Below are 22518 nucleotides of genomic sequence, written 5' to 3'. Positions count from 1 at the left end.
GGGAAGGCCGCACCCGGTTCCGGGTGCGGCCTTTCGCATGCCCCAGAGAGACGCGTGCCGTTCACCTCCCGTTCACCTGCGCGGGAGAGTCTCGTTAACCGCCGCACATAGCGTCACTGTGTGCCCTGCACCGGGCCCCACCCATCAAAGATCGAAGGATCCACAGTGAAGATCTCCCGAATCGCACGTATCGGCGCCGTCGGCGCCGTTGCCGCTCTCGCACTCGCCGGCTGTGCCGCGAACGAAGGCGGAACCGGCGGCTCCACCGACGCCCCGAGCGAGTCCACGCTCTCCGGCACGATCGAGGCCACCGGCGCCTCCTCGCAGGAGGCCGCGCAGCAGTCCTGGGTCGCCGCATTCCAGACCGCCAACCCCGACACGACGGTGAACTACACCGCCACCGGTTCGGGCACCGGCCGCGAGAACTTCATCGCCGGCTCCTCGAACTTCATCGGCTCCGACCGCGCGTTCGACGCCGACGAGCTCGCCGCAGGCGGCTTCGGCTCCTGCACCTCCGACGACATCGTCGAGATCCCCGTCTACATCTCGCCCGTCGCCGTCGCGTTCAACCTCGAGGGCATCGACGAGCTGAACCTCGACGGCCAGACCATCGCGAAGATCTTCTCCGGCGCCATCACCAACTGGAACGACGCCGCCATCGCCTCGCAGAACGAGGGCGTGGAGCTTCCCGACCAGGCGATCGTCCCCGTGCACCGCGCAGACGCGTCGGGCACGCAGGAGACCTTCACCAAGTACCTCAGCGCCGTCGCCCCCGACGTGTGGACCTACGAGGCCAGCGACGAGTGGCCGCTGTCGACCGGTGAGGCCGGCGACGGCACCTCGGGCGTCGTCGACGCGATCACCAACGGTGTCGGCTACATCGGCTTCGCCGACGCATCGCGCACCGCCGACCTGGGCCAGGTCGCCGTCGAGGTCGAGGGCGAGTACGTCGCGTACTCCGCCGAGGCAGCCGCAGCGCTCGTCGAGGCTTCCCCGCTCGAGGAGGGTCGCTCCGACCACGACCTCGCGTACGCCGTCGACCCGGCCGCAGCGCCCGCCGGCTCGTACCCGATCGCACTCGTCTCGTACCTCATCGGCTGCGTCGAGTACGACGACGCCGAGACCGCCGGTCTCGTGAAGGCGTACTTCCAGTACGTCGCGTCGGCCGAGGGCCAGGACGCAGCAGCAGAGGCCGCGGGCAGCGCCCCGATCTCGGACAGCCTGCGCGAGCAGATCAACACGGCGATCGACGCGATCGTCACGGAGTGATCGACGGCTCAGCACACCGCTGAGCCCCGGTCCCGACGCCCCCGTGGTGTCGGTCGTAGGACTCGACCGACACCGCGGGGGCACCCGCATGAAAACCCCGAACGTCCCTCAGAGCCTGGAGTCGCTCCGATGACCACAACCTCAACGGGTCCCGATACCACCCGTTCCACCGGGACGCGCACCGCTCCCCGCCGCCGCGGCGACCTCGTCTTCTCGGGCACCGCGCTGGCGGCGGGAATCATCATCCTCGTCACCCTCGCCGCGGTGGCCGTCTTCCTCATCGTGCAGGCGATCCCCGCACTGTCGTCCGACACCTCCAACAACCACATCCTCGAAGGGCAGTCGTTCCTGTCGTGGGTGTGGCCGTTCGTCTTCGGAACGCTGTGGTCGAGCTTCATCGCCCTCGTCATCGCCGCCCCGATCGCCATCGGCATCGCGCTCTTCATCTCGCACTACGCCCCTCGCCGCCTCGCCGGCGTCCTCGGCTACATCATCGACCTGCTGGCCGCCGTGCCCTCGGTCGTCTTCGGCCTCTGGGGAGCGCTCACCTTCGCGCCGATGCTCGTGCCCTTCTACAAGTGGCTGAACACGAACCTCGGCTTCATCCCGCTCTTCAGCGGAACGCCCTCCGGAACCGGCAAGACGATCCTCACCGCCTCCCTGGTGCTCGCGGTGATGATCCTGCCGATCATGACCGCGATCTGCCGCGAGGTCTTCCTGCAGACGCCGAAGCTTCACGAAGAGGCGGCCCTCGCGCTGGGAGCCACGCGCTGGGAGATGGTCCGGATGGCCGTGCTCCCCTTCGCACGCAGCGGAATGGTGTCGGGCGCGATGCTCGGTCTCGGTCGCGCACTCGGCGAGACGATGGCAGTGACCCTCGTGCTCTCGCCGCTCGGCATCGTCACCTTCAACCTGATCAACCCGGAGAACCCCACGACGATCCCTGCGATCATCGCGCTGCGGTTCCCCGAGGCCCACGACGAAGGCGTCAACACGCTGATCGCCGCGGGTCTGATCCTCTTCATCGTCACCTTCGCGGTCAACTTCGTGGCCCGCTGGATCGTCTCGCGCCGCGCCGAGTTCTCGGGAGCCAACTGACATGACCGCCACCCTCACGCCCTCGCCGTCGCCCGCGTCCGTCGTCGCTCCGACGCACATCACCTCGGCCGGCCACCTGCCCAAGTGGGCCCCCTGGGCACTGCTGCTGGTCGCATTCGTCGTCTCGGCGACGATCTTCGCCTTCATGAACGTGGGCAACGACCCCGCCGACTTCAACATCGCGCTGACGCTCGTCGTCGGCCTGCTGTTCTACATGGTGCTCATCATGGTGATCTCCACCGTGGTCGAGAGCCGTCGCCACGCGATCGACCGTCTCATGACGGCGCTGGTCTCCGGCGCCTTCGTGGTCGCGCTCCTGCCCCTGATCTCGCTGCTCTACACCGTGGTCGTCAACGGCCTCATGCGGTTCGACGGAGAGTTCTTCAGCTTCTCGATGCGCAACATCGTCGGCGAGGGCGGCGGCGCGGTGCACGCCATCTGGGGCACGCTGCTCATCACCCTCGGCGCGACGATCATCTCGGTGCCGATCGGCCTGATGACCTCGATCTACCTCGTCGAGTACGGCGAAGGCCGCAAGCTCGCTCGCGGCATCACCTTCCTCGTCGACGTCATGACCGGCATCCCGTCGATCGTCGCAGGTCTCTTCATCTACTCGGTCTTCTCGATCATCGTCGGACCGGGCACGCGAATGGGCATCATGGGTTCGCTCGCGCTCTCGGTGCTGATGATCCCGGTCGTCGTGCGCGGCTCGGAAGAGCTGCTGCGCATCGTGCCGAACGAGCTCCGCGAGGCGGCCTACGCACTCGGCGTGCCGAAGTGGCTCACCATCCTCAAGGTCGTGCTGCCCACCGCGATCGCCGGAATCCTGACGAGCATCATGCTGGCCATCTCGCGAGTGATCGGCGAGACCGCCCCGCTGCTGCTCACCGTCGGAATCGTGCAGGGCATGAACCTGAACATGTTCAGCGGCCAGATGGCCACACTGCCGGTGTTCTCGTACATGCAGGCCAAATACCCCGGCATCCCCGTCGATGCCTACCTCGAGCGGGCCTGGGCAGCCGCCCTCACCCTGATCGTCATCGTGATGGTGCTGAACCTCCTGGCTCGCGTCATCGCCAAGGTGTTCGCCCCCAAGATCAACGGCCGCTGAGCCGTCACACCCGACTGAAGAAGAAGAAGGATTTCACGTGTCCAAGAGCATCGAAGTCAACGACCTCAACGTCTACTACAGCGACTTCCTCGCGGTCGAAGGCGTCAGCATCGACATCAAGCCCAACACCGTCACGGCCTTCATCGGCCCCTCGGGCTGCGGCAAGTCCACGTTCCTGCGCACCCTGAACCGCATGCATGAGGTCATTCCCGGCGCGCGCGTCGAGGGCGAGGTGCTGATCGACGGCAAGAACCTCTACGGCACCGGGGTCGACCCCGTGCTCGTGCGCCGCCAGGTCGGCATGGTCTTCCAGCGCCCGAACCCGTTCCCGACCATGTCGATCAAGGAGAATGTGCTCGCGGGCGTCAAGCTCAACAACACGCGCATGGCCAAGAGCGACCAGGATGCCCTGGTCGAGAAGTCGCTGCGCGGGGCGAACCTCTGGAACGAGGTCAAGGACCGCCTCGACCGCCCGGGCTCCGGCCTGTCCGGCGGTCAGCAGCAGCGTCTCTGCATCGCGCGTGCCATCGCCGTCTCCCCCGACGTGATCCTCATGGACGAGCCCTGCTCGGCGCTCGACCCGATCTCGACCTTCGCGATCGAGGAGCTCATCGCCGAGATCAAGACCCAGTACACGGTCGTCATCGTGACGCACAACATGCAGCAGGCGAGCCGCGTGTCCGACAAGACGGCGTTCTTCAACATCGCGGGCACCGGCAAGCCGGGCAAGCTCATCGAGTACGACGACACCCGCACGATGTTCACCACTCCGTCTGTCCAGGCCACCGAGGACTACGTCTCGGGTCGCTTCGGATAAGCATCCGCCTCAGCTTCGACCGGGCGCCCGTTCTTCGCGGGCACAGCTTCGGAGCTGCTGGTTCGAAACGCCGTGTGTCCCTCTGGTCCCACGGCGTTTCGTCGTTAAGGTCCGTATCGGTACCCGGGCCAGACCGCGGCACTCATCCTGCAGAGACGAGCCAGGACGAATTGCGTCCACAGATGCCGGCATCATGGTCGAGAACGAGCATCGTGATCGCGGATGCTCCTCTGATGTGCAGCTCATCATCGATCGAGATCTGGACCTGGCGCGACCTTCGGGCGAGAAGCTCACGCCGGGCTCTCGACGCTCGCGTGCGGCGCGGGCAGCTCCGTCGAATCCGACGGGGGGTCTACGCTGCCGACACGGCCTGCGCGAGCGCCGTCGAGGCTGCTGAGCATGGAGGCTCTCTGGGATGCGCCAGCGCAGCACGGCACCTCGGCATCTGGGTTCTCGAGGATCCAGCTCTGCACGTCTGGCTTCGCGCAGACAGACACCATCACCCAGGCGTCAGCCGTGAGTGCACCTGCATCCGTCATTGGGATTCAGGCGCTTCCTCGCGAACGTTCGGGCTCCCTTCGGCACCTCGGATACTGCTGCAGATGCTCCACTGCCGCGGCGGCGAGGCGTTCTTCGTCGCGCTCGAGTCCGCGCGCCGCCTCGGCCTGATCGACGGCGATGGGCTGCGATGGCTGCGGCTGCACGTCGATACCTTTGGACGAGACCTGATCGACTTCTCCCGCGCGGATGCCGACAGCGGCCTGGAGTCACTCGTTCGGCTGCGACTCCGCAAGTACGGATGGTTCGTCCGCTGCCAAGTGCGGTTCGTCGCGAGCGGCATCGTCGATCTCATGATCGATGATTGGCTTCTCATCGAGACGGATGGCAAGGCGAATCATGAGGGACAGTCGTATCGACACCGCGATCTCACCCGGGACGCCACGGCCGCAGCGTGGGGGCACGCCACACTTCGGTTCGACTATGCGATGGTCATACATGACTGGGATCTCGTCGAGCGAGCGATTGTCGGAATGATGGCGCTCAGGCCCTGATCATTCTCGGATCAGCGCCCCATTTACGGGCACAACTTCGGATGCCGGTCGACGACGCGCCGATCCGGGTGATTGCGCGCGGCGGGTCGGTCGAGAGCTCCGAAGTTGTGCCCGTAGCGGGCGGTCGGGCCAGGCGCACGGCACCTCAGTCGCGGGGCGAGAGGAGGTAGTCGTTCAGCTCGGCCGTCAGGGTGTGATCGACCGGGATGTCGACTCCGTCGACGGCGGTGATCGGGGCGGCGAGGCGGACGCTCGAGACCAGCCATGCGGCGTCAGCCCGGGGAAGGTCGGATGCCGGCACTCGGCTGTATTCTGCGACGAGTCCCTTCCCGGCAAGATAGTCGTAGACGCTCAGCTGCGTCGTGCCGTGCAGGATGCCGCCGTTCGGGGCCGGTGTCACGAAGCGATCCCCGACACGCAGGATCAGCGACGCGGTCGGCGCCTCGAGCACGAAGCCGTCACGCGACAGGAAGATGGCGTCGTCGGCTCCTCGTCGATGCGCCTCGCGAAGCGCCGCCATGTTCACGGCGTAGGAGAGCGTCTTGGCGCCCAGCAGCAGCCACGGTGCTTTCTCGGCCACGTCGAGGTCGTATCCGCGGTCGAGGGTGACGACGCGGATTCCCTGTTCCCGCACAGTCGAGAAGTCGGATGCCGGCGCCGCCGTGACCCAGGCCGTCGGCGTGGGGCCGTGCTCGACGCCTCGGCTGAGGATGAGCTTGATGACGTACTCGCCCCGCTCGCAGTGTGCGGCGGCCCGCTCGATCGCCTGGTGCCACTGCGCCTGGTTGGGAAGCGGCAGATCGCACAGCTGCGCCGAGTGAGCCAACCTCTCGAGATGCGGCACGACCTCCTGCGCATGACCGTCGATCACGCCGATCGACTCGAACACTCCGTCGCCGCGCTGCGTGCTCAGCTCCCCCACGCTGAGCGCCGGAGCGGCCGCATCGACGAGAGTGAAAGTCTCTGCGAAGTCGGAACGGTCGACGTCAGCCGCCGCAGGATCGATCATCAGAGCAAAGCGCCGTGTCATGATCCGAGCCTAGGGCCCCGGGAATAGCTGCAGCATGATCTTGTTACAATGGAGTGGCCGGGCCGCATAACCCCGGGCTCCAATTTTTGCCGCTGCGAGCGGCCTTCCGCCGAGAGGCGTTTTTGCGGCCCGGTCTTTTCATGCCCGGGCGCGGGTCGTACCCGTCGCGAGTCCGCGAGGGCTTGCGCTCCCCCGGACGCGTCCGCTCAGGCCAGGGCTCCGGACCGCCACAGCACAGCAGAGGCCGAGAGGTCCTGCGCATAGCTGCTCAGCCGCAGGGCGCGGGTGGTGAGCTCACTGGCGCGCGACGGCTCGGTCGGCTCGTAGTCGTCCGCTGTGTGCGTCGCTCCCGAGGCCTGGACCCGGCAGAACGCCGCCGCTCGGTCGAGGGCGACCGCGAAGTCCCCCGGAACGCGCCACGGAGGATCGTGTCGATCAGCGCGACGAGCTCATCGGGGTTCGCCGGCACCGGCGCCCCGGCGATCACGGCATCCACCGACGCCAGTTCCACCCTGCCGCGCTCGTAGAGCAGGGCAGCGGTCTGCGGGTCGCCGTGGATCGCCAGCTGCAGGATGTAGAGCCGCCAGAGGGCGCCCGGCAGGGTGCGGGACGGTGCCTTCGACCAGAGCTCGGCGATCTCGTCGATGCCGTGCTCATCGGTGAAGGCGACGAGTCTGTCAGCGCTCACACCGCTCTCGTCGGCACGGACACGGGTCAGCAGAGCGGATGCCGTCGCGTGCGCGATGCGCGTCTCCTCGGCGGGATCGTGACTGCCGACGATGTTGTCGAAGGCGCTGGTGGGCCGGCGCACCGGACGGGAGAACTGCTCAGGCATCAGTCCAGGGTACGCGCGATCCGGGAGGTCAGGCTGTCGGAATCACGACGACGGGGTCGGTCGTCGGCAGGCCGGAGGGCGAACCGCCGTCCTGCTCCACCGTGACCGCGATCACGTCGCCCGCCTGCATCTCTCCGGCGAGCACTGCCGTCGCTTCGCCGTCTTCGGCCGCGAACACGCCTGCCGGCACCGGGGTGTCGCCTCGGACGTACCAGAGCTCGTAGGTCTCCCCCTCGGCGAGCGACGGGATGCCGTCGGTCACGAGCACGGACTTGCCGAGCGACGCCGACCAGTGCGCGGTCGCCGTGCCACCGCTCTCGAGAGAGACGCTGGCCTGCTGAGCATCATCGGCCGACTGGATGTCCTCGAGAGCGACGACGCTGGCCGGACGGTTGATGTACGTGTTGATCGCGACAGCGCCCGCTCCCACACCGACGAGCAGTGCGAGGCACGCGGCGAGCGCGAAGAGGAAGCGGAGGCGGTGTGCCGGAGCCTTCGGCGCGGCTTCCCCACCGCGAGCGGTCGGAGAGGAAACTTCCGCAGGCGCGGCATCCGACGTCTCGTCCGCCAGCGCGTCAGGTGTCGAATCGGCGAGCACGATGTCGCCGTTCTGCGGTGTCTCCGCGATCCGTGCGAGCAGCGTCGCGCGGATGTCGGGCGACGGAACCACCGGAGCTGCGCCGTCGGCGAGGAATCCTGCGCTGTCGGCATCCGCATCGACGATGCCCTGCCACTCGGGATGCGCTGCGAGAGCGGCGTGATAGCGCTGCTGGTCATCGGGCGACAGCGCGTCGAGTGCCGCTCCTGCCGCGAGTTCTGCGAATTCCTGCTCGTTCATGCCGTCACCCCCATAGCTGTCCTCAGACGCGAGAGCCCATCTCGCATCCGTGTCTTGATCGTCCCCAGCGGTGCCCCGACGAGCACTGCCACTTCGTTTTGACTGTAACCGCCGTAGTAGGCCAGGACGAGAGCTTCGCGCTGAGCCTCAGGAAGGCCCGAGAGTGCGTGAACGACCTTCTCGCCCTCGATGCCCAGCTCCACCGTCTCCGCGACACTGTCGTGCGCGACTCCGATATCCCTGAACCCGGCTCGCACGTCTCGGTCCGCACTGGACTGGGACGCCCGAACCCGGTCGACCGCACGACGGTGCGCGATCGTCATCACCCAGGTTCTTCCCTGTCCCTTGTTCGGAGCGAACTTCGTAGCGGATTGCCAGATCTCCAAGAAGACTTCCTGAAGCACCTCTTCGCTCTGCGAGCGATTGACGAGAACCCTGAGAATGAGGCCGAAGACACGGGACGACAGACTGTCGTAGAGCTCCGCGAACGCGCGCTGATCGCCGCCGCCGATGCGCAGAAGCAGGTCAGCGACAGCATCCCGAGCCGTACCGTCTTCCGGTACGTCCATTCCGTCGATGACCATCTCTAACAGCATGCCGCATCCACCCCGCTTTCCCGTGCAGCCGCCACCCGAAAGTGACGGAAATGAGTCCTCTTAAGTGCGGTTCGTCGAATGATGTTCGCGGCCGACCCCCGGAACGGATTGGATTCGACGACTCGAAAAAAACTTTGCGATTTCTCCCATCCGATCCCGACGGGGCTCCGAACGACTGTCAACGCCACGGAGAGGCCGTGGCAGTGTTCTGAAGGAGCTTGAGATGTTCAGCACCAAGAAGAAGGTCACCGCAGCCATCACCCTCGGCCTTGCGAGCGCATTCCTGCTCTCCGCATGTTCCATGGGCGGCACCACCGAAGAGCCGGCAGAGTCGACGGCCCCCGAGTCGTCCGAGACGATGGCTCCCGAGACCGAGACGATGGACCCGGCCGCCAACCTGGTCGGCCCCGGCTGCGCCGCATACGCAGAGGCTGTGCCGGACGGCGCAGGCTCCGTCGAGGGCATGGCTCTCGACCCGGTCGCCACCGCCGCATCGAACAACCCGCTGCTCACCACGCTGGTGGCGGCAGTCAGCGGACAGCTGAACCCCGACGTCAACCTCGTCGACACGCTCAACGGCGACGAGTTCACCGTCTTCGCTCCGGTCGATGACGCCTTCGCGAAGATCGACCCGGCCACCATCGAGGCTCTCAAGACGGACAGCGCCACGCTGAGCTCGATTCTGACGTACCACGTGATCCCCGGACAGCTGACCCCCGATGAGATCGTCGGAACGCACGCCACCGTGCAGGGTGCAGACGTCGAGGTCACCGGCAGCGGCGACGACCTGATGGTCAACGACGCGACCGTCATCTGCGGTGGAGTCCAGACCGCGAACGCCACCGTGTACCTCGTGGACACGGTTCTGATGCCCCCGGCCGAGTAAGGCCCGGGAACGCCGAGGCGGACACTCGGTAAGCCATCTCACCTCTCGGGGGAGGTCGGTGGGATGGTGCAAGGAGCCGCTGACGACATCGTCGTCAGCGGCTCCTTCTTTGCGCCCTAGACTGGAGGGGCGGGCCTCTAGCTCAGTTGGCAGAGCATCGGACTTTTAATCCGCGGGTCGTGGGTTCGAGCCCCACGGGGCCCACCGTTATCACCGTCGGCCGGATCCGGCCACCCCCTTCACCGCATCCGCTTCCTGCGCGAGAGTCGTGGCGTCCCCATCCGGGACATCCACCCCACGAAAGGACGCATCATGGCGACTCTCACCGACAGCCGAGTGGCATTCCTCGCGACAGACGGATTCGAGGACAGCGAGCTGACCAGTCCGTGGGAAGCGGTGCAGGGCGAGGGCGCGAGCGCCACGCTCATCGCACCGGACGGACAGCAGATCACCGGCAAGAACGGTCACGTGCAGCACGTCGACCTCACCTCCGAGAAGGCCACGGCCGACGAGTTCGACGCTCTCGTGCTTCCGGGCGGTGTCGTGAACGCCGACCACCTGCGGCTCGACAAGGCATCCATCGACCTCGCGCGCTCGTTCTTCGAGCAGCACAAGCCCGTCGCCGTCATCTGCCACGGCGCCTGGATCCTGATCGAGGCCGGCGTGGTCGACGGACGGACGCTGACCAGCTACCCGAGCCTCGCGACCGACCTCCGCAATGCCGGAGCCACCTGGGTCGACGAGGAGGTCGTGGTCGATGCGGGGCTCGTCTCGAGCCGCACGCCCGACGACCTTCCCGCGTTCAACGCGAAGCTGATCGAAGAGGTCGCTGAAGGCAAGCACGCCGAGCAGACCGCGTGATCTGAGCACCGGGCGGTCCGGTGTCAGGCGCCCGCGCGCGCCCGGTGACGCCGGACCGCCGCTCTGTTCGCACAGCGCACCGAGCAGAACCGCTGGCGGCCGTTGCGCGTCACATCGACGACCACGTTCGTGCAGGGCGAGGCCTCGCAGCGCCCGAGTCGATCCATGCCGCGGGTGACCAGGTGCAGCGAGGTTCCGACGGCGAAGATCGCACGGAGGACGTAGGGCAGAGACTGGACGTCGTCGCGGTAGTGCAGGTGCCAGCCTTCCCCGTCGTGGTTCGTGAGGCGAGGGTAGGCCGCCGCCCTGGCCATCTGCGCGTTGAGGATCTCCGCGCGGGCGTCCGGGTCCCGTGCGTCGACGATCGTCAACCAGTCGTCGACCACTTCTCTCACGCGTGCGCGGTCGTCCGCCGCGGGTGGGAACGTCATCGTCATCCCCATCTCGAGTGTGCGCTCCTCGATGCCCGGACGGTCGGCGGGGAAGTCGTCGGCGAGGGATGCCGCGAGAAGCACCGCGTATTCTCCGTAAGGGTTGAGATGCATAAGGCCATTACATCACGCTGGAGTCATGACCTCCCTGCACACTCTGCCGATCCCTCACCAGACAGCGAGAATCCACGAGCACGCCTGGACCGCGGACTCCCGGCATCCGACCAGCGAGGGCGTCGTCGTGTACGTCCGCTGCGCTGAGTGCGGCACGCATCGCGTCGATCTCGAGACGCACCCGCAGCGGCCGGCGACGGCCCTCAGCGCCGAGTTCGTCCGGACCCGCCGAGACGAGACATCAGGCCGTGACGATGTCTCCGTTGCGTGGCATCCACGGCTGCTGCCCTGACCGCTGGAAGGCCATCGGGATGCCGCGCGCATCCCGCTCCAGCGTGTCCGACACCTGCAGATGCAGGTGGGGCTCGGTGCTGTTGCCGGAGTTTCCGCAGTCGCCGATCCGATCACCCGGAACGACGAGATCGCCGACCCGCACGGTCACGCTGCCCGCACGCAGGTGCGCCAGCAGTACCAGTCCCCTGTCGCATCTGATGGCGACGTGATTGCCGGCGACAGCCCCCGCGCCCCGACGCACACGCGAGGGCTGCGTGAGGGCGTATCCGAGAAGGGCACCCACCGAACGACGCGCGACGTGGTCGACCTCGCCGTCATGGACACGGACGACCTCGCCCGACACCGGCGAGAGGATCGAGCGCCCGAAACCGACGAAACCCTCCGGGCTCTCGGTGCCGAGCAGGCTCCGGACCGTGCGCGGCGCGCTGCGCCCGTCCGCGCCCACCGGGACGAAGTCGATCGCATACGAGCTGCCGAACAGCGTGGTGCCGTGGCTCGGAACGCGGGACGCCGGGCTGTTCTGCACCAGCCATCCTCCTGTGAAGGGCAGGGACAGCACCACCGGCTCCGAGGGAGTCATTCCGTCAGCTCGATGAGCTTGCGCACGGTGCGCGCATTGCGTGCCGTGCCGGCGACGCCGAGCAGCCTATCGAGCACCGCCTTGGTGAGCTTCGTGGTGTGCACGCCGCCCTCGGCGTAGTCGATCCACAGATCGTCGTCGACGAGCGCTATCCGCTCCCCCGGCACGAGCCGCTCCCGCAGCGCGTCGACCGCACCTGCCGACGCGGGGCCCTCGAGGAACATGGCGTGCAGCAGATTCTCGGATGCCCCGTGGAACGGCTGGTTCGCGTGCGACCGCACGAGCTGGTCGTGCGTGCGATGGACGACGGGCGTATCGACGCCGAACTCGGTCGCGATCATCGCGCGCACGTCGGCGCAGACCGATCGCGGGTCACTCGGCTGCTCGCAGATGATGTTGCCGCTCGCGATGTAGGTCGAGACCTCGCCCAGCTCGGGCGCGATCAGTTCGCGCAGCCGCGCCATCGGCACCCTGTTGCGGCCCGAGACGTTGACGGCTCGCAGGAGCAGGACACTGCGGGTCACGCAGCGTCGCTCGCGATGAGCTCGGCGCCTGCGTGTGCGAGCTCTGCGAGGGCTGCCGTGCTCGGCTCCGGCGCGACACCCGCGATCAGGTCGGTGAGGATCCGGACGCGGACTCCGTGTGCGATCGCATCGAGAGCGGAGGCGCGCACGCAGTGGTCTGTGGCGATGCCGACGACGTCGGCCGTGATGACCCCGGCGGCGGTGAGGATCGCTCCGACCGTCTCCCCCGACTCGGTCGCGCCCTCGAACATCGAGTATGCCGGGCGACCCTGCCCTTTGTGCACGTGGTGCGTGACGGCATCCGTCACCAGCAGGGGATCGTAATCCGCACCCGGCGTGCCCGCGACGCAGTGCACGGGCCAGATGTCGACGAAATCCGGAACCTCCCCGAAGTGGCCGCCGTTGTCGCCCTCGGCGTCGTGCCAATCGCGTGAGGCGACGATGACGTCGTACTCCGATGCATGCAGGGCGAGGAAGTCCGATACCGCGGATGCCACGTCGTCGCCGCCCGCCACGGCCAGCGCCCCGCCCTCGGTGAAGTCGTTCTGGACATCGACGATCAGAAGCGCTCTGCTCATGATCCGAGGGTACGCCGCCCCCGCGCGCCCGCCCAACCCCGGGAAACCAAAAGGCCCCGGGATGTTGTTCACATCACGGGGCCTGCTGGAGCCGCTTGTCAGAATCGAACTGACGACCTTTTCATTACGAGTGAAATGCTCTGCCGACTGAGCTAAAGCGGCGCGATCATCGATATTACCCGTTCCGGAGCCGCACCGCGAATCGAGCCGACATCACTCGCAGCGGACGTCGCTCTCGGGCACCACATCGTCGAGCAGGAAGGCCTCCACAGTGCTGTCGACGCAGCTGTTGCCCTTGTTGTATCCGGTGTGCCCTTCGCCCACGCGGGTGATCAGCACGCCCTCTTCGAGCTGCTGTGCGAGCGACTCGGACCACTCGTACGGGGTCGCCGGGTCATTGGTCGTGCCGACCACGAGGATGGGGCCCGCGCCCTCGGCGTTGATCTCGCCCCGGGTGCCGGTCGGCGGATAAGGCCACACCGAGCAGGAGTCGGGTCCGTTCCAATACGGAGCGATGGTCGGAGCTCCGTCCGCGATCTTCTTCTCGGTCGCCGCCTCGGCGGCAGGATCGTCCTCGACCGGGTAGTCCATGCAGTTGTACGCGCGGAACGCCTCGCTCGAGTTGTCGAGGTACGTGCCGTTCTCGCGACCGTTGTAGAAGTCGGCGAGGAAGAACGCCGTCGTCGGGTCGCCCTGCAGCGCCTCGTCGAGGGCCTGGGTGAGGTACTGCCAGCTGTCCGCCGAGTACAGTGCCGCAATGATGCCGGTCATCAGCGAGTCCGCGCCGAGCATGCGTCCGTCGCCGTTCTCGAGCGGAGCGGCGTCGACACTCGCCAGCAGCGCACCGAGGTCGGCCATCGCCTCGTCGACCGTGCCGGTGAACGGGCACTCCCCCGAGTCGAGGCAGTCCTGCATGTAGGCGCGAAGGGCCGACTCGAATCCGAGCGCCTGGGTCGCGCCGACATCGAGGCCCGAGACGGCAGGGTCGATCGCGCCGTCGAGCACGAGGCGACCCGCCTTCTCGGGGTAGAGGTCGGCGTACGTCGCACCGAGGAAGGTGCCGTACGAGTAGCCCAGGTAGTTGAGCTGCTTGTCGCCCAGCACCGCACGGATCAGATCCATGTCACGCGCCGCGTTGATCGTCGTCACGTACGGCAGGATGCCGCCGCTGTTCGCCTCGCACGCGTCGGCGAACTCCTTGTGCGCATCGAGGAGCTCCGCCTCCCACTCGGCGCTCCCGCGCTTGCCCGCGGGGATCGAGTAGAGGTAGTCGTCCATGCCCGCAGCATCGAAGCACGTCACGGCCGTCGATTCGCCGACGCCGCGGGGATCGAAGCCGATCACGTCGTAGTTCTCGATGAGGGCGGCTCCGACGGCGAAGTCGAGGCTGTCGCGGATGAGTTCGACTCCACTGGCGCCGGGACCGCCCGGGTTGGTCAGCAGCGAGCCCTGAGCCGTTCCCGTCGCCTGGTGGCGCACGACGGAGAGGGTGATCTCTCCCTCCCCCGGGTTCTCCCAGTCGAGCGGCGCGGTCACGTCGGTGCAGTCGAAGCCCGTGCCGCATTCGCTCCAGGTGAGCGTCTGCCCGTAGAACGGCAGCAGGTCGTCGGCGACGCCCTCCGTGTCAGGAGCGTTGGTGGTCGACGGCTTCGGCTCGGCCTGCTCGGGGATCATCGAATACAGACACCCGGAGAGTGCGACCGATGCCGCGGCGAGGCCCGCGATCACAGCGACGGCACGTCGGATGCGGGAAGTCGGTCGATTGTTCACGGTGTCCTCCCGCTCGTGACAGTCACGAGCAAGCTCTCGAGGGCGAGCAGCGGTGCGACATTGCGCTCCAGCGACTGGCGTGTGTCGGCAAGGTGGTCGAGTACGACAAGAGTACGGGTCTCGGGCCAGGCCGCCGCGAGAGCAGCCAGATCCTCACGAAGCTCACGGTTGATCAGCTCGTCGTCCCTGCCGAACTGCAGCATCACGACGTCACGGAACAGCGACTGGAGATCGGTGAGCACCCTGTCGATCCCGTCGCGCAGACTTCGGGTCGCGCGTTTCTTCTGATCGTCTTCCAGGGCTGAGATCTGCGCTCGCAGGGCGGGCGGGACAGCCTGCCCCTCGGCGATCCCGACGGTGCGGAGCAGGGAGGCGCGCTCGGCCGCATCGCGCTCGGCAGTGAGCGCCTTGGCGTCGTCCGTGGCCGCCTGGATGATGCGCCCGGCGACCTCGACGGCGTCGTTGACACCGCGAACTCCCAGCACCGACCTCAGGGTCTCGTCGCGGCGGCGACGGGCGGATTCGTCGGTGGCCAGACGCTGGGCCATGCCGATGTGACGCTGTGCGTGGCGGGCGGCCTGCTCGGCGATGGCTTCATCGACCCCCGTGCGGAGGGTGATCAGACGTGCCACGTCTGCGACGTCGGGCTCACGCAGTCGCAGCGAGCGGACGCGGGAGCGGATCGTCGGCAGCAGGTCGGCTTCGCTCGGTGCGCAGAGGATCCAGACGGTCTGCTCGGGCGGCTCCTCGAGCGCCTTCAGGAGCACGTTGGAGGTTCGCTCGACCATGCGGTCGGCATCTTCGACCACGATCACGCGGTAGCGGCCCGCAGAGGGCGCGAAATACGAGCGCTCGACGAGCGCACGGGCCTCCGCGATCGTGATGATGACCTTGTCGGTGCGCAGGGCGGTCACATCGGGATGCGTTCCCGCGAGGACCTGACGCATGGCCGCCTCGTCGTCCGGGTGATCCGCGACGAGCGCCGCGGCGAAGGCATGCGCGAGGGTGGATCGTCCCGACCCGGGAGGACCCGTGATCAGCCAGGCGTGCGAGAGCGCGGACGGATCGGATGCGGCATTGCGCAGGGTGTCGACCGCGGCATCCTGCCCCCACACGTCGGCCCACGGGAAAGGGGCGGCGACAGTCTGGGGCATGCCCTCAGCCTAATCGGGAGCACCGACGTACGCGGCACCGCCGGGCGATGTACGTGGCACCGACCGGGTGATGCCCTGGCCATGACGTGGTCGGGCGCACCGCCGGGCCGATCAGCCGATGAGCGTCGAGACCCGATCGCGGATCTGCTCGGCGATGTTGTCCGGAGTCGCGGCGGCATCGAGAACCAGGAACCGCTCCGGTTCGGCCTGGGCCAGGGCGAGGTACGCGTCGCGGACGCGGGCATGGAACTCGGTCTTCTCGGCTTCGAGCCGGTCGAACGGCTTGTCGGCGGAGTCGAGTCGCACGCGCGCCGACTCGGGATCGAGGTCGAGCAGCACGGTGAGATCGGGAAGCGCTCCCTCGGCTGCCCAGAGCGACAGGTCGCGGATCTCGTCGCCGTCCAACACGCGTCCCGCGCCCTGATAGGCGACGGACGAGTCGAGGTAGCGGTCCTGCAGCACGACCTCGCCGCGGGCGAGCGCCGGTCGAACGACGGTCGCGACGTGGTGCGCGCGATCGGCCGCGTAGAGCAGAGCCTCTGCCCGCGGGGCGATGTCGCCGCGATGGTGGAGCACGATGTCGCGGATCAGCTGGCCGACCTCCGACCCACCCGGCTCACGGGTGCGCACGACCGTCCGCCCCGCATCCGTCAGCCACTGCCCGAGCAGGTTCGACTGCGTGGTCTTCCCCGATCCGTCTCCGCCTTCGAGCGTGATCCAGACTCCGGAGTCAGACGTCACGAACCGGCCTTCTTCGCGGCATTCGCGGCACGGGTGGCAGCGGCCTTCTTGGCGGCTGCGGACCGCGCGGCTGCCTTCTCCGCATCGGTCGCGGTCGCCTTCTTCGCCGGAGCCTTCTTGGCCGCGGGCTTCTTCACGGCGGGCTTCTTCGCGGCGGGCTTCTTCGCCGCGGGCTTCTTCGCCGCGGGCTTCTTCGCCGCACCGCGTTTGGGCGCCGGCCCCTTGGCTCGCTTGTCTGCCAGCATCTGCACCGCGGTCTCGAAGGTGATGTCCTCGACCTTCTGGCCCCGGGGAATCGTGACGTTGGTCTCGCCATCGGTGACGTAGGCGCCGAAGCGTCCGTCGCGGATGCGGATCGGCTTGCCGCTCACGGGATCTGCCTCGAACTCGGCGAGCGCGCTGGATGCTCGGCGGGATCCGGCGCCGTACTTCGGCTGCGAATAGATCTCGAGGGCCTTCTCGAGGGTCACATCGAAGATCTGCGATTCGCTCTCGAGCGAGCGCGAGTCGGTGCCCTTCTTCAGGTAGGGCCCGAACCGGCCGTTCTGCGCGGTGATCTCCTCGCCGCTCTCCGGGTCGGCTCCCACGACGCGCGGCAGGCTGAGAAGCTGCAGCGCCGTGTCGAGATCGATCGTGTCGACCGACATCGAACGGAACAGCGAAGCGGTGCGCGGCTTGGGCGCGGCATCCTTCTTCGCCCCACGCTTGGGCTTGGGCGCCTCGACGACCTCGCCGGTGGCCTCGTCGACCGCCGCATCTTCAGAGACGGGGTCGTTCTCCTGAACGTAGGGCCCGAATCGGCCGTCCTTGACGACGACGATCTTGCCGTTGTCCGGGTTCGTGCCGAGCACGCGGTCGCCGGCGACCGGCGCATCGATGAGCTCCTGCGCCTTGGCCTCGGTCAGCTCGTCAGGAGCGAGGTCTTCGGGAACGTTGACGATGCGCGGCTTCTCGTCCGGAGCGTCGGGGTTCGCGACCTCGAGGTAGGGTCCGTACTTGCCGAATCGCAGGGTGGCGGTCTCGGTGATCGGCGTGGAGTTGAGCGCACGTGCGTCGATCTCGCCGAGGTTGTCGACGGTCTGGCGCAGTCCGACGTGCGAATCCGAGCCGTAGTAGAAGGAACGCAACCATTCGACGCGCTTCTGCTCGCCACGGGCGATCGCGTCGAGGTCGTCTTCGAGAGCTGCGGTGAAGTCGTAGTCGATCAGGTCGGCGAAGTGCTCCTCGAGCAGGCGCACGACACTGAAGGCGAGCCACGTCGGCACGAGAGCCTGGCCGCGCTTGGTGGCGTAGCCGCGATCGATCACGGTGCCGATGATGCTCGCGAACGTCGAAGGGCGGCCGATGCCGTGCTCCTCGAGCGCCTTGACGAGCGATGCCTCGGTGAAGCGCGGCTTCGGGGTCGTGCGGTGCCCCTTCGCCTCGGCATCGGACATCCGGAGGTCATCGCCGACGGCGACCGCAGGGAGCGACTGATTCTCGTCGGCGTCCTTGTCGTTGCGCTTCTCGTCGCGTCCCTCTTCGTATGCCTCGAGGAAGCCCTTGAAGGTGTAGACCGTGCCCGATGCGGTGAACTCGGCCTTCTGCCCGTCGGCGTCGACCGCGATCGTGACGGTCGTGGTCTCGTACTTCGCGTCGGCCATCTGGCTGGCGACGGTGCGCTTCCAGATGAGGTCGTAGAGGCGGTGCTCCTCGCGGTCGAGTTCGGCGGCGACCGACTTCGGGGTGCGGAAGTTCTCACCCGACGGGCGGATGGCCTCGTGCGCCTCCTGGGCGTTCTTGCTCTTCGACTTGTAGACGCGCGGCTTGAGCGGCACGGCGCTGTCGCCGTACAACGCGACGGCCTGGCTGCGAGCGGCCTGCACCGCCTGGGTGCTCAGCGCCACCGAGTCGGTTCGCATATAGGTGATGTAGCCCTTTTCGTAGAGCCGCTGGGCGACGCTCATCGCCTGCTTGGCACTCATGGAGAGCTTTCGTCCGGCCTCCTGCTGCATGGTGGAGGTGGTGAACGGCGCGTATGGGCTGCGGGTGCCGGGCTTCGCCTCGACCTTGGTGACCGTGCCCGTGCCTGCGGCGTCGATCGCCAGCGCGAGGGCCGCCGCCTTCGCCTCGTCGAGGATGATGACGGCCTTCTTGAGCTTGCCGTCGTCGTCGAAGTCGGTGCCTCGGGCGAGCTGACCGCCGTCCACGCGGACCAGACGGACCTTGAATCCGGACGACGAGGACGCGAGCGCCTCGACGTCCCAGTACTCGGCGGACACGAACGCCATGCGCTCGCGCTCACGCTCGACGATCATGCGGGTGGCGGCGGACTGCACTCGGCCGGCAGACAGACCGGTCTTGACCTTGTACCAGAGCACGGGCGAGACATCCCACCCGTACAGTCGGTCGAGGATACGGCGGGTCTCCTGCGCGTCGACCAGGTCGGTGTCGAGCTCACGCGTGTTGCCGATGGCCGCTTGGATCGCGTCCTTGGTGATCTCGTGGAACACCATCCGCTTGACGGGGACCTTGGGCTTCAGCGTCTCGAGCAGGTGCCACGCGATGGCCTCGCCCTCGCGGTCCTCATCAGTGGCGAGCAGAAGCTCGTCGGCAGTCTTGAGCGCCCGCTTGAGTTCGGCGACGGTCTTCGTCTTGCGATCGGAGACCACGTAATAGGGGTCGAAGTCGTTGTCGACGTCGATCGAGTACTTTCCGTACGCCTGCTTGTCCGCGGCGGGGATGTCCTTCTTGTCTGCGAGGTCGCGAATATGGCCGACCGAGCTGAGCACCTCGTAGCCATCGCCGAGGTACCCCTGGATCGACCGCATCTTCGTCGGAGACTCGACGATGACGAGCTTCTTGCCTTCAGCCAAGGGAGCATCCTTTCTTCGAAGCACACCATACACACCGCCGTGATGGGTTGGTCACAGAGGTCGCCTGCATTTTCGCCGGAAAGTGCCTCGCGCCGCAGTCAGATCCCCTCGGGTGGCCCAGCACGGGCTCGGGAGACGGCAGCGAGTCCAGCGTACTTCGCCTTGACCTGCACGGTCGCCACGAAGCCATCGACGGCGCATTCGGTGAGTGCTGCACCGGAGGCCGCGGCGACCCGCGCGGCGAGGGTGCACGGGTCGACCGTGACGACGACTGCGCCGCTGGCAGCGTCGGCCGCTGCCAGGGCCGCGGCGTCGGCAGCTCCCGCTGCGCGCTGCGCAGTGACTGCCGCGCCGCCGACGGCGGCGAGTCCGAATGACAGAGTCGCGCCGACCACCAGCACGCCGGCCGCGAGCACCGACCCCGCCATCAGTGCTCCACCTCCACCGTCGAGAACATCAGAGTCCTCCGGCGAGCGCGCAACTCGACGCGCGCACGCCCACCCTCACGAAGCCGCCGACGGTGAAGTCGGTCTCTGCGGACACGCACACGAGATCGCCCGACGTGCTGCTCGACATCGAGGCACCGGGCACTGCAGCCGACACCGCATGTGCGGCGGCCCCCTCGTCTTCTCCTCTGCCGAGGAGCCGGGCCGCGTCAGCGGTCGCATCCTGCAGTGCCACCTGACGGGAGGCTGCGCCCAGAGCGCCGGCTCCGAGTAGGAGGACGAGCACGACGGCGGGAACCGCGAGCGCGAGCTCCGCAGTCACGGAGCCGCGCTCGCCGGCATGGACGGAAGTCATCACGACACCGTCAGTGCCCGACGCACCAGGTCCGTGAGGATGCCACGCACCTCGTCTGACCTCATGATCACGACCAGGAGGCCGGCGAAGGCGACGGCCGCCATCGTGGTGATGGCGTACTCGGCGGTGGCCGCGCCACTGTCGTCGCCGAAGAGGGTTGCCGCGCTGCGCCGGGTGAGCGAGGGGATGGTGTTCATGTGTTCCTTCTTTCTGTGGGACGGATACGCGGTGCATCCGGTGGAACTCGGCCGTCACAGCGGCAGTGGAGTGGAGGCGAGCACGCTCAGCAGAAGCGGTGCGACGCCGAGCAGCAGGAAGGCCGGGAGAGTGCAGACTCCGAGCGGGATGAGGAGCGTCGTCGAGAGCTTGGCCGCGCGAAGGCGTCCGTCCACCCGTGACGCGTGTCTCTCCTGGCCGGCGGAAGCCCGAAGCAGTTCACTCGCCGGGACCCCGGCAGCATGCGACAGCTCGAGCACCGCGCCGATGCGAGCGTCGTCACCGGTAGAGGATGCCGGGCTCTCGGCGACGAGGCGCAGGGCTCGTGGGATCGACGCGCCTCCTGAGAGGGCGACCGCCATGAGCTCGGCTCGCATGCCCGGTGTTCCCGGTTCGGGACGCGCCCGCGTGAGGAGTCGCCCGGTCCACGCGCGCGCCGCTGCGACGAGCAGGAGCCCGGCGACCACGCACCCGGCGCCGGCGGGCGTCCCGACGATGACGCCGACAGTGTCGAAGCCGAGGGCGAAGCCGAGGAAGAGGCCGGCGAACGGCATCCAGAGCAGGAGCTTGGCGGTTCCCGCGGGCTCGGCGAGCGCGATGCGCACGTCGTCCGCGGCGGATGACGCGTCGCGTAGCGTCTCGGCGAGCATCCTCAGCACCTCGGCGAGCGGTGCGCCGACGGTCGTCGCGATCTCCCAGGCGGCCGCGAGGTCACGCCACGCGCCACCCTCCGCTTCGATGGCCGCGATGAGCGGGACGCCGCCATCCACCCGCTGGACCACGGACGCAGCGTGACGGTCGCCGATCGAGGCGAGATGGCGCCATGCGACCATCGGCAAAGCGCCGGCTTGGAGAAGCACCGCGAGCGTCTGCACCGATGTCGCGGCGTCGCCCCCGGTCTCGACGACCGGACGACGCCATCCCCTCACCACGGCCGCACCTCCTCGATGCTCAGCCGATCCCCGCTCACCGCGAGCTCGCCGGCGTGCGCGATGCGTCTCCGCCCGCCGGGCGCCCTGTCGAGATGGAGGACGATCGTGAACGCACTCACGGCCTGGCGCGCGAGCGCCGTGGCATCCATCGCCGCGAGGGCGCCGAGCGCTTCGAGCCGGGCCGGCACGTCGCTGAGACCGCTCGCGTGGAGAGTTCCCGCTCCCCCGTCGTGTCCGGTGTTCAGAGCAGTCAGGAGTTCTCTCACCTCCTCGCCGCGGCATTCTCCGACCACGAGACGGTCGGGGCGCATGCGCAGCGACTCGCGGACCAACCGGGCGAGGCTGATGCCGCCGGCGCCCTCGAGATTCGACTGCCGTGCCTCCAGAGCGACGTGGTGGGGATGCTGCGGGCGCAGTTCGGCGACGTCCTCGATCGTGACGATGCGCTCAGAGGCCGGGACGGCTGACAGCAATGCCGACAGCAGCGTGGTCTTGCCCGTTCCTGTCCCGCCCGTGATGAGGATGTTGGCGCGCTCGGCGACGAGATCGAGAAGCCAGCTGTGCTGGGCGGCGTCGAATGAGCCGAGCGCCGCCAGCGCGTCGAGATCTGCAGCGCGCACTCTGGGCACACGGATCGAGAGCGCCGTCCCCGACGTCGAGATCGGCGCGAGTACGGCATGGACGCGGATGCCGGAGTCGAGCCTGACATCGACACACGGAGCCTGGTCGTCGAGATGTCGACCGCCGAGTCCGACGAGCCCGACCGCGAGGTCGCGGACCTCCCGTTCGGACGCGCTCCACCCGAGCACGGGTTCCGCACCGTGCCCTCGGTCGATGAACAGCCCGGATGCGCCGTTGACGAAGATGTCGGTGACCTCCTCGTCTGCGCAGTGCTCGGCGAGGAGACCGAAGGCGGGATCGACCTGCAGCGGCGAAGGAGCACCCCGGACGGTTCCGTCGGCGAGCGCCACCGAGCCGCGCGGCTGAATGACGAAGGGATCAGGCATGCCCCGAAGCTAGGGCTCGCGGCGGGTCCGCGGGGTCGCCGCGGCGCTCCGGCGACGACCACTGTGAGCAACGTCTGGACGATGGCATCCGTGCAGAGCGGGTGTGGACGGTGTCAGATCGCGAGCCA

General features: G+C 67.9%; 23 protein-coding genes, 2 tRNA genes and 1 pseudogene. 8 read left to right on the top strand and 18 right to left on the bottom strand.

Annotated elements, in window-relative coordinates; genetic code table 11:
• Positions 1-165: 165 nt before the first annotated feature.
• The 5 genes from pstS (at position 166) to ACZZZQ_RS12875 (ending at position 5347) form a co-directional block, all read left to right on the top strand.
• On the top strand, positions 166-1269 hold the full coding sequence (gene pstS / locus ACZZZQ_RS12895; protein ID WP_053097327.1) for a phosphate ABC transporter substrate-binding protein PstS: 1104 nt from the start codon (positions 166-168) through the stop codon (positions 1267-1269).
• 129 nt (positions 1270-1398) lie between these two features.
• Positions 1399-2367, top strand: a complete 969-nt coding sequence (pstC, locus tag ACZZZQ_RS12890) for a phosphate ABC transporter permease subunit PstC (protein WP_053097329.1) — start codon at positions 1399-1401, stop codon at positions 2365-2367.
• Position 2368: 1 nt separating this feature from the next.
• Complete coding sequence (gene pstA / locus ACZZZQ_RS12885; protein WP_053097332.1) at positions 2369-3478, top strand: phosphate ABC transporter permease PstA; 1110 nt, start codon at positions 2369-2371, stop codon at positions 3476-3478.
• A gap of 37 nt (positions 3479-3515) precedes the next feature.
• Positions 3516-4295 carry a phosphate ABC transporter ATP-binding protein PstB gene (pstB, locus tag ACZZZQ_RS12880; RefSeq protein WP_045254296.1) on the top strand — a complete coding sequence of 260 codons (780 nt, stop codon included), beginning with the start codon at positions 3516-3518 and terminating at the stop codon, positions 4293-4295.
• A gap of 602 nt (positions 4296-4897) precedes the next feature.
• Positions 4898-5347, top strand: a complete 450-nt coding sequence (locus ACZZZQ_RS12875; protein WP_463507714.1) for a DUF559 domain-containing protein — start codon at positions 4898-4900, stop codon at positions 5345-5347.
• 145 nt (positions 5348-5492) lie between these two features.
• On the opposite strand, the gene ACZZZQ_RS12870 is transcribed toward ACZZZQ_RS12875, so the two are convergent.
• The 4 genes and pseudogenes from ACZZZQ_RS12870 to sigK all read right to left on the bottom strand — a co-directional run bounded on the left by ACZZZQ_RS12870 (position 5493) and on the right by sigK (position 8646).
• A complete protein-coding gene (locus ACZZZQ_RS12870; protein WP_463507713.1) occupies positions 5493-6377 on the bottom strand; it encodes an aminotransferase class IV in 885 nt (294 codons plus the stop codon).
• A 206-nt stretch (positions 6378-6583) separates the two neighbouring features.
• A pseudogene (locus tag ACZZZQ_RS12865) lies at positions 6584-7212 on the bottom strand (DNA-directed RNA polymerase subunit beta).
• Positions 7213-7240: 28 nt separating this feature from the next.
• The gene (locus ACZZZQ_RS12860) at positions 7241-8050 is read right to left on the bottom strand and encodes an anti-sigma factor (protein WP_463507712.1); all 810 of its coding nucleotides are present in this window, start codon (positions 8048-8050) and stop codon (positions 7241-7243) included.
• A complete protein-coding gene (gene sigK, locus ACZZZQ_RS12855; protein ID WP_187250573.1) occupies positions 8047-8646 on the bottom strand; it encodes an ECF RNA polymerase sigma factor SigK in 600 nt (199 codons plus the stop codon). The genes ACZZZQ_RS12860 and sigK overlap by 4 nt, the downstream gene beginning before the upstream one ends.
• A 223-nt stretch (positions 8647-8869) precedes the next feature.
• On the opposite strand from sigK, the gene ACZZZQ_RS12850 reads away from it, so the two are divergent.
• From ACZZZQ_RS12850 to ACZZZQ_RS12840, 3 genes are all read left to right on the top strand, one after another.
• On the top strand, positions 8870-9532 hold the full coding sequence (locus tag ACZZZQ_RS12850; RefSeq protein ID WP_053097339.1) for a fasciclin domain-containing protein: 663 nt from the start codon (positions 8870-8872) through the stop codon (positions 9530-9532).
• 131 nt (positions 9533-9663) lie between these two features.
• Positions 9664-9736 (top strand) — tRNA-Lys (locus ACZZZQ_RS12845).
• A 108-nt stretch (positions 9737-9844) separates the two neighbouring features.
• Positions 9845-10393 carry a type 1 glutamine amidotransferase domain-containing protein gene (locus ACZZZQ_RS12840; RefSeq protein WP_053097341.1) on the top strand — a complete coding sequence of 183 codons (549 nt, stop codon included), beginning with the start codon at positions 9845-9847 and terminating at the stop codon, positions 10391-10393.
• A 23-nt stretch (positions 10394-10416) separates the two neighbouring features.
• Here ACZZZQ_RS12840 and ACZZZQ_RS12835 read toward each other — a convergent pair whose 3' ends face one another.
• The 14 genes from ACZZZQ_RS12835 to ACZZZQ_RS12770 all read right to left on the bottom strand — a co-directional run bounded on the left by ACZZZQ_RS12835 (position 10417) and on the right by ACZZZQ_RS12770 (position 22390).
• Entirely contained in the window at positions 10417-10938 is a 522-nt protein-coding gene (locus tag ACZZZQ_RS12835) for a CGNR zinc finger domain-containing protein (RefSeq protein ID WP_463507711.1), read from the bottom strand.
• Between the two features lie 241 nt (positions 10939-11179).
• Positions 11180-11812: a M23 family metallopeptidase gene (locus tag ACZZZQ_RS12830; RefSeq protein ID WP_463507710.1), complete on the bottom strand. Its 633-nt coding sequence runs from the start codon at positions 11810-11812 to the stop codon at positions 11180-11182.
• On the bottom strand, positions 11809-12336 hold the full coding sequence (locus tag ACZZZQ_RS12825) for a DUF1697 domain-containing protein (RefSeq protein ID WP_463507709.1): 528 nt from the start codon (positions 12334-12336) through the stop codon (positions 11809-11811). Before ACZZZQ_RS12825 ends, ACZZZQ_RS12830 begins: the two co-directional genes overlap by 4 nt.
• Positions 12333-12914: an isochorismatase family protein gene (locus tag ACZZZQ_RS12820; RefSeq protein WP_463507708.1), complete on the bottom strand. Its 582-nt coding sequence runs from the start codon at positions 12912-12914 to the stop codon at positions 12333-12335. Before ACZZZQ_RS12820 ends, ACZZZQ_RS12825 begins: the two co-directional genes overlap by 4 nt.
• Before the next feature lie 86 nt (positions 12915-13000).
• A tRNA-Thr gene (locus ACZZZQ_RS12815) sits at positions 13001-13076 on the bottom strand.
• A 51-nt stretch (positions 13077-13127) separates the two neighbouring features.
• On the bottom strand, positions 13128-14684 hold the full coding sequence (locus ACZZZQ_RS12810; RefSeq protein WP_463507707.1) for an alpha/beta hydrolase: 1557 nt from the start codon (positions 14682-14684) through the stop codon (positions 13128-13130).
• Positions 14681-15838 (bottom strand): DNA polymerase III subunit delta', encoded by a 1158-nt coding sequence (locus ACZZZQ_RS12805; protein ID WP_053097355.1) that lies wholly within the window; start codon positions 15836-15838, stop codon positions 14681-14683. The genes ACZZZQ_RS12810 and ACZZZQ_RS12805 overlap by 4 nt, the downstream gene beginning before the upstream one ends.
• 111 nt (positions 15839-15949) lie before the next feature.
• Positions 15950-16579, bottom strand: coding sequence for a dTMP kinase (gene tmk / locus ACZZZQ_RS12800; protein ID WP_463507706.1), 630 nt, complete (start codon positions 16577-16579; stop codon positions 15950-15952).
• Entirely contained in the window at positions 16576-19434 is a 2859-nt protein-coding gene (gene topA, locus ACZZZQ_RS12795) for a type I DNA topoisomerase (RefSeq protein WP_463507705.1), read from the bottom strand. Before topA ends, tmk begins: the two co-directional genes overlap by 4 nt.
• Before the next feature lie 98 nt (positions 19435-19532).
• Positions 19533-19862: an Rv3654c family TadE-like protein gene (locus ACZZZQ_RS12790; protein ID WP_056279855.1), complete on the bottom strand. Its 330-nt coding sequence runs from the start codon at positions 19860-19862 to the stop codon at positions 19533-19535.
• A gap of 28 nt (positions 19863-19890) precedes the next feature.
• A complete protein-coding gene (locus tag ACZZZQ_RS12785) occupies positions 19891-20235 on the bottom strand; it encodes a TadE family type IV pilus minor pilin (protein ID WP_053097363.1) in 345 nt (114 codons plus the stop codon).
• Complete coding sequence (locus ACZZZQ_RS12780; RefSeq protein ID WP_053097366.1) at positions 20235-20432, bottom strand: DUF4244 domain-containing protein; 198 nt, start codon at positions 20430-20432, stop codon at positions 20235-20237. Before ACZZZQ_RS12780 ends, ACZZZQ_RS12785 begins: the two co-directional genes overlap by 1 nt.
• A 54-nt stretch (positions 20433-20486) precedes the next feature.
• Complete coding sequence (locus ACZZZQ_RS12775) at positions 20487-21383, bottom strand: type II secretion system F family protein (protein WP_463507704.1); 897 nt, start codon at positions 21381-21383, stop codon at positions 20487-20489.
• Positions 21377-22390 (bottom strand): TadA family conjugal transfer-associated ATPase, encoded by a 1014-nt coding sequence (locus ACZZZQ_RS12770; RefSeq protein WP_463507703.1) that lies wholly within the window; start codon positions 22388-22390, stop codon positions 21377-21379. The genes ACZZZQ_RS12775 and ACZZZQ_RS12770 overlap by 7 nt, the downstream gene beginning before the upstream one ends.
• Positions 22391-22518 lie beyond the last annotated feature (128 nt).

It is taken from the genome of Microbacterium sp. AC132, from assembly GCF_979258525.1.
The sequence above is the reverse complement of the archived record's forward strand: the minus strand, read 5'-3'. Positions and strand labels throughout refer to the sequence as shown.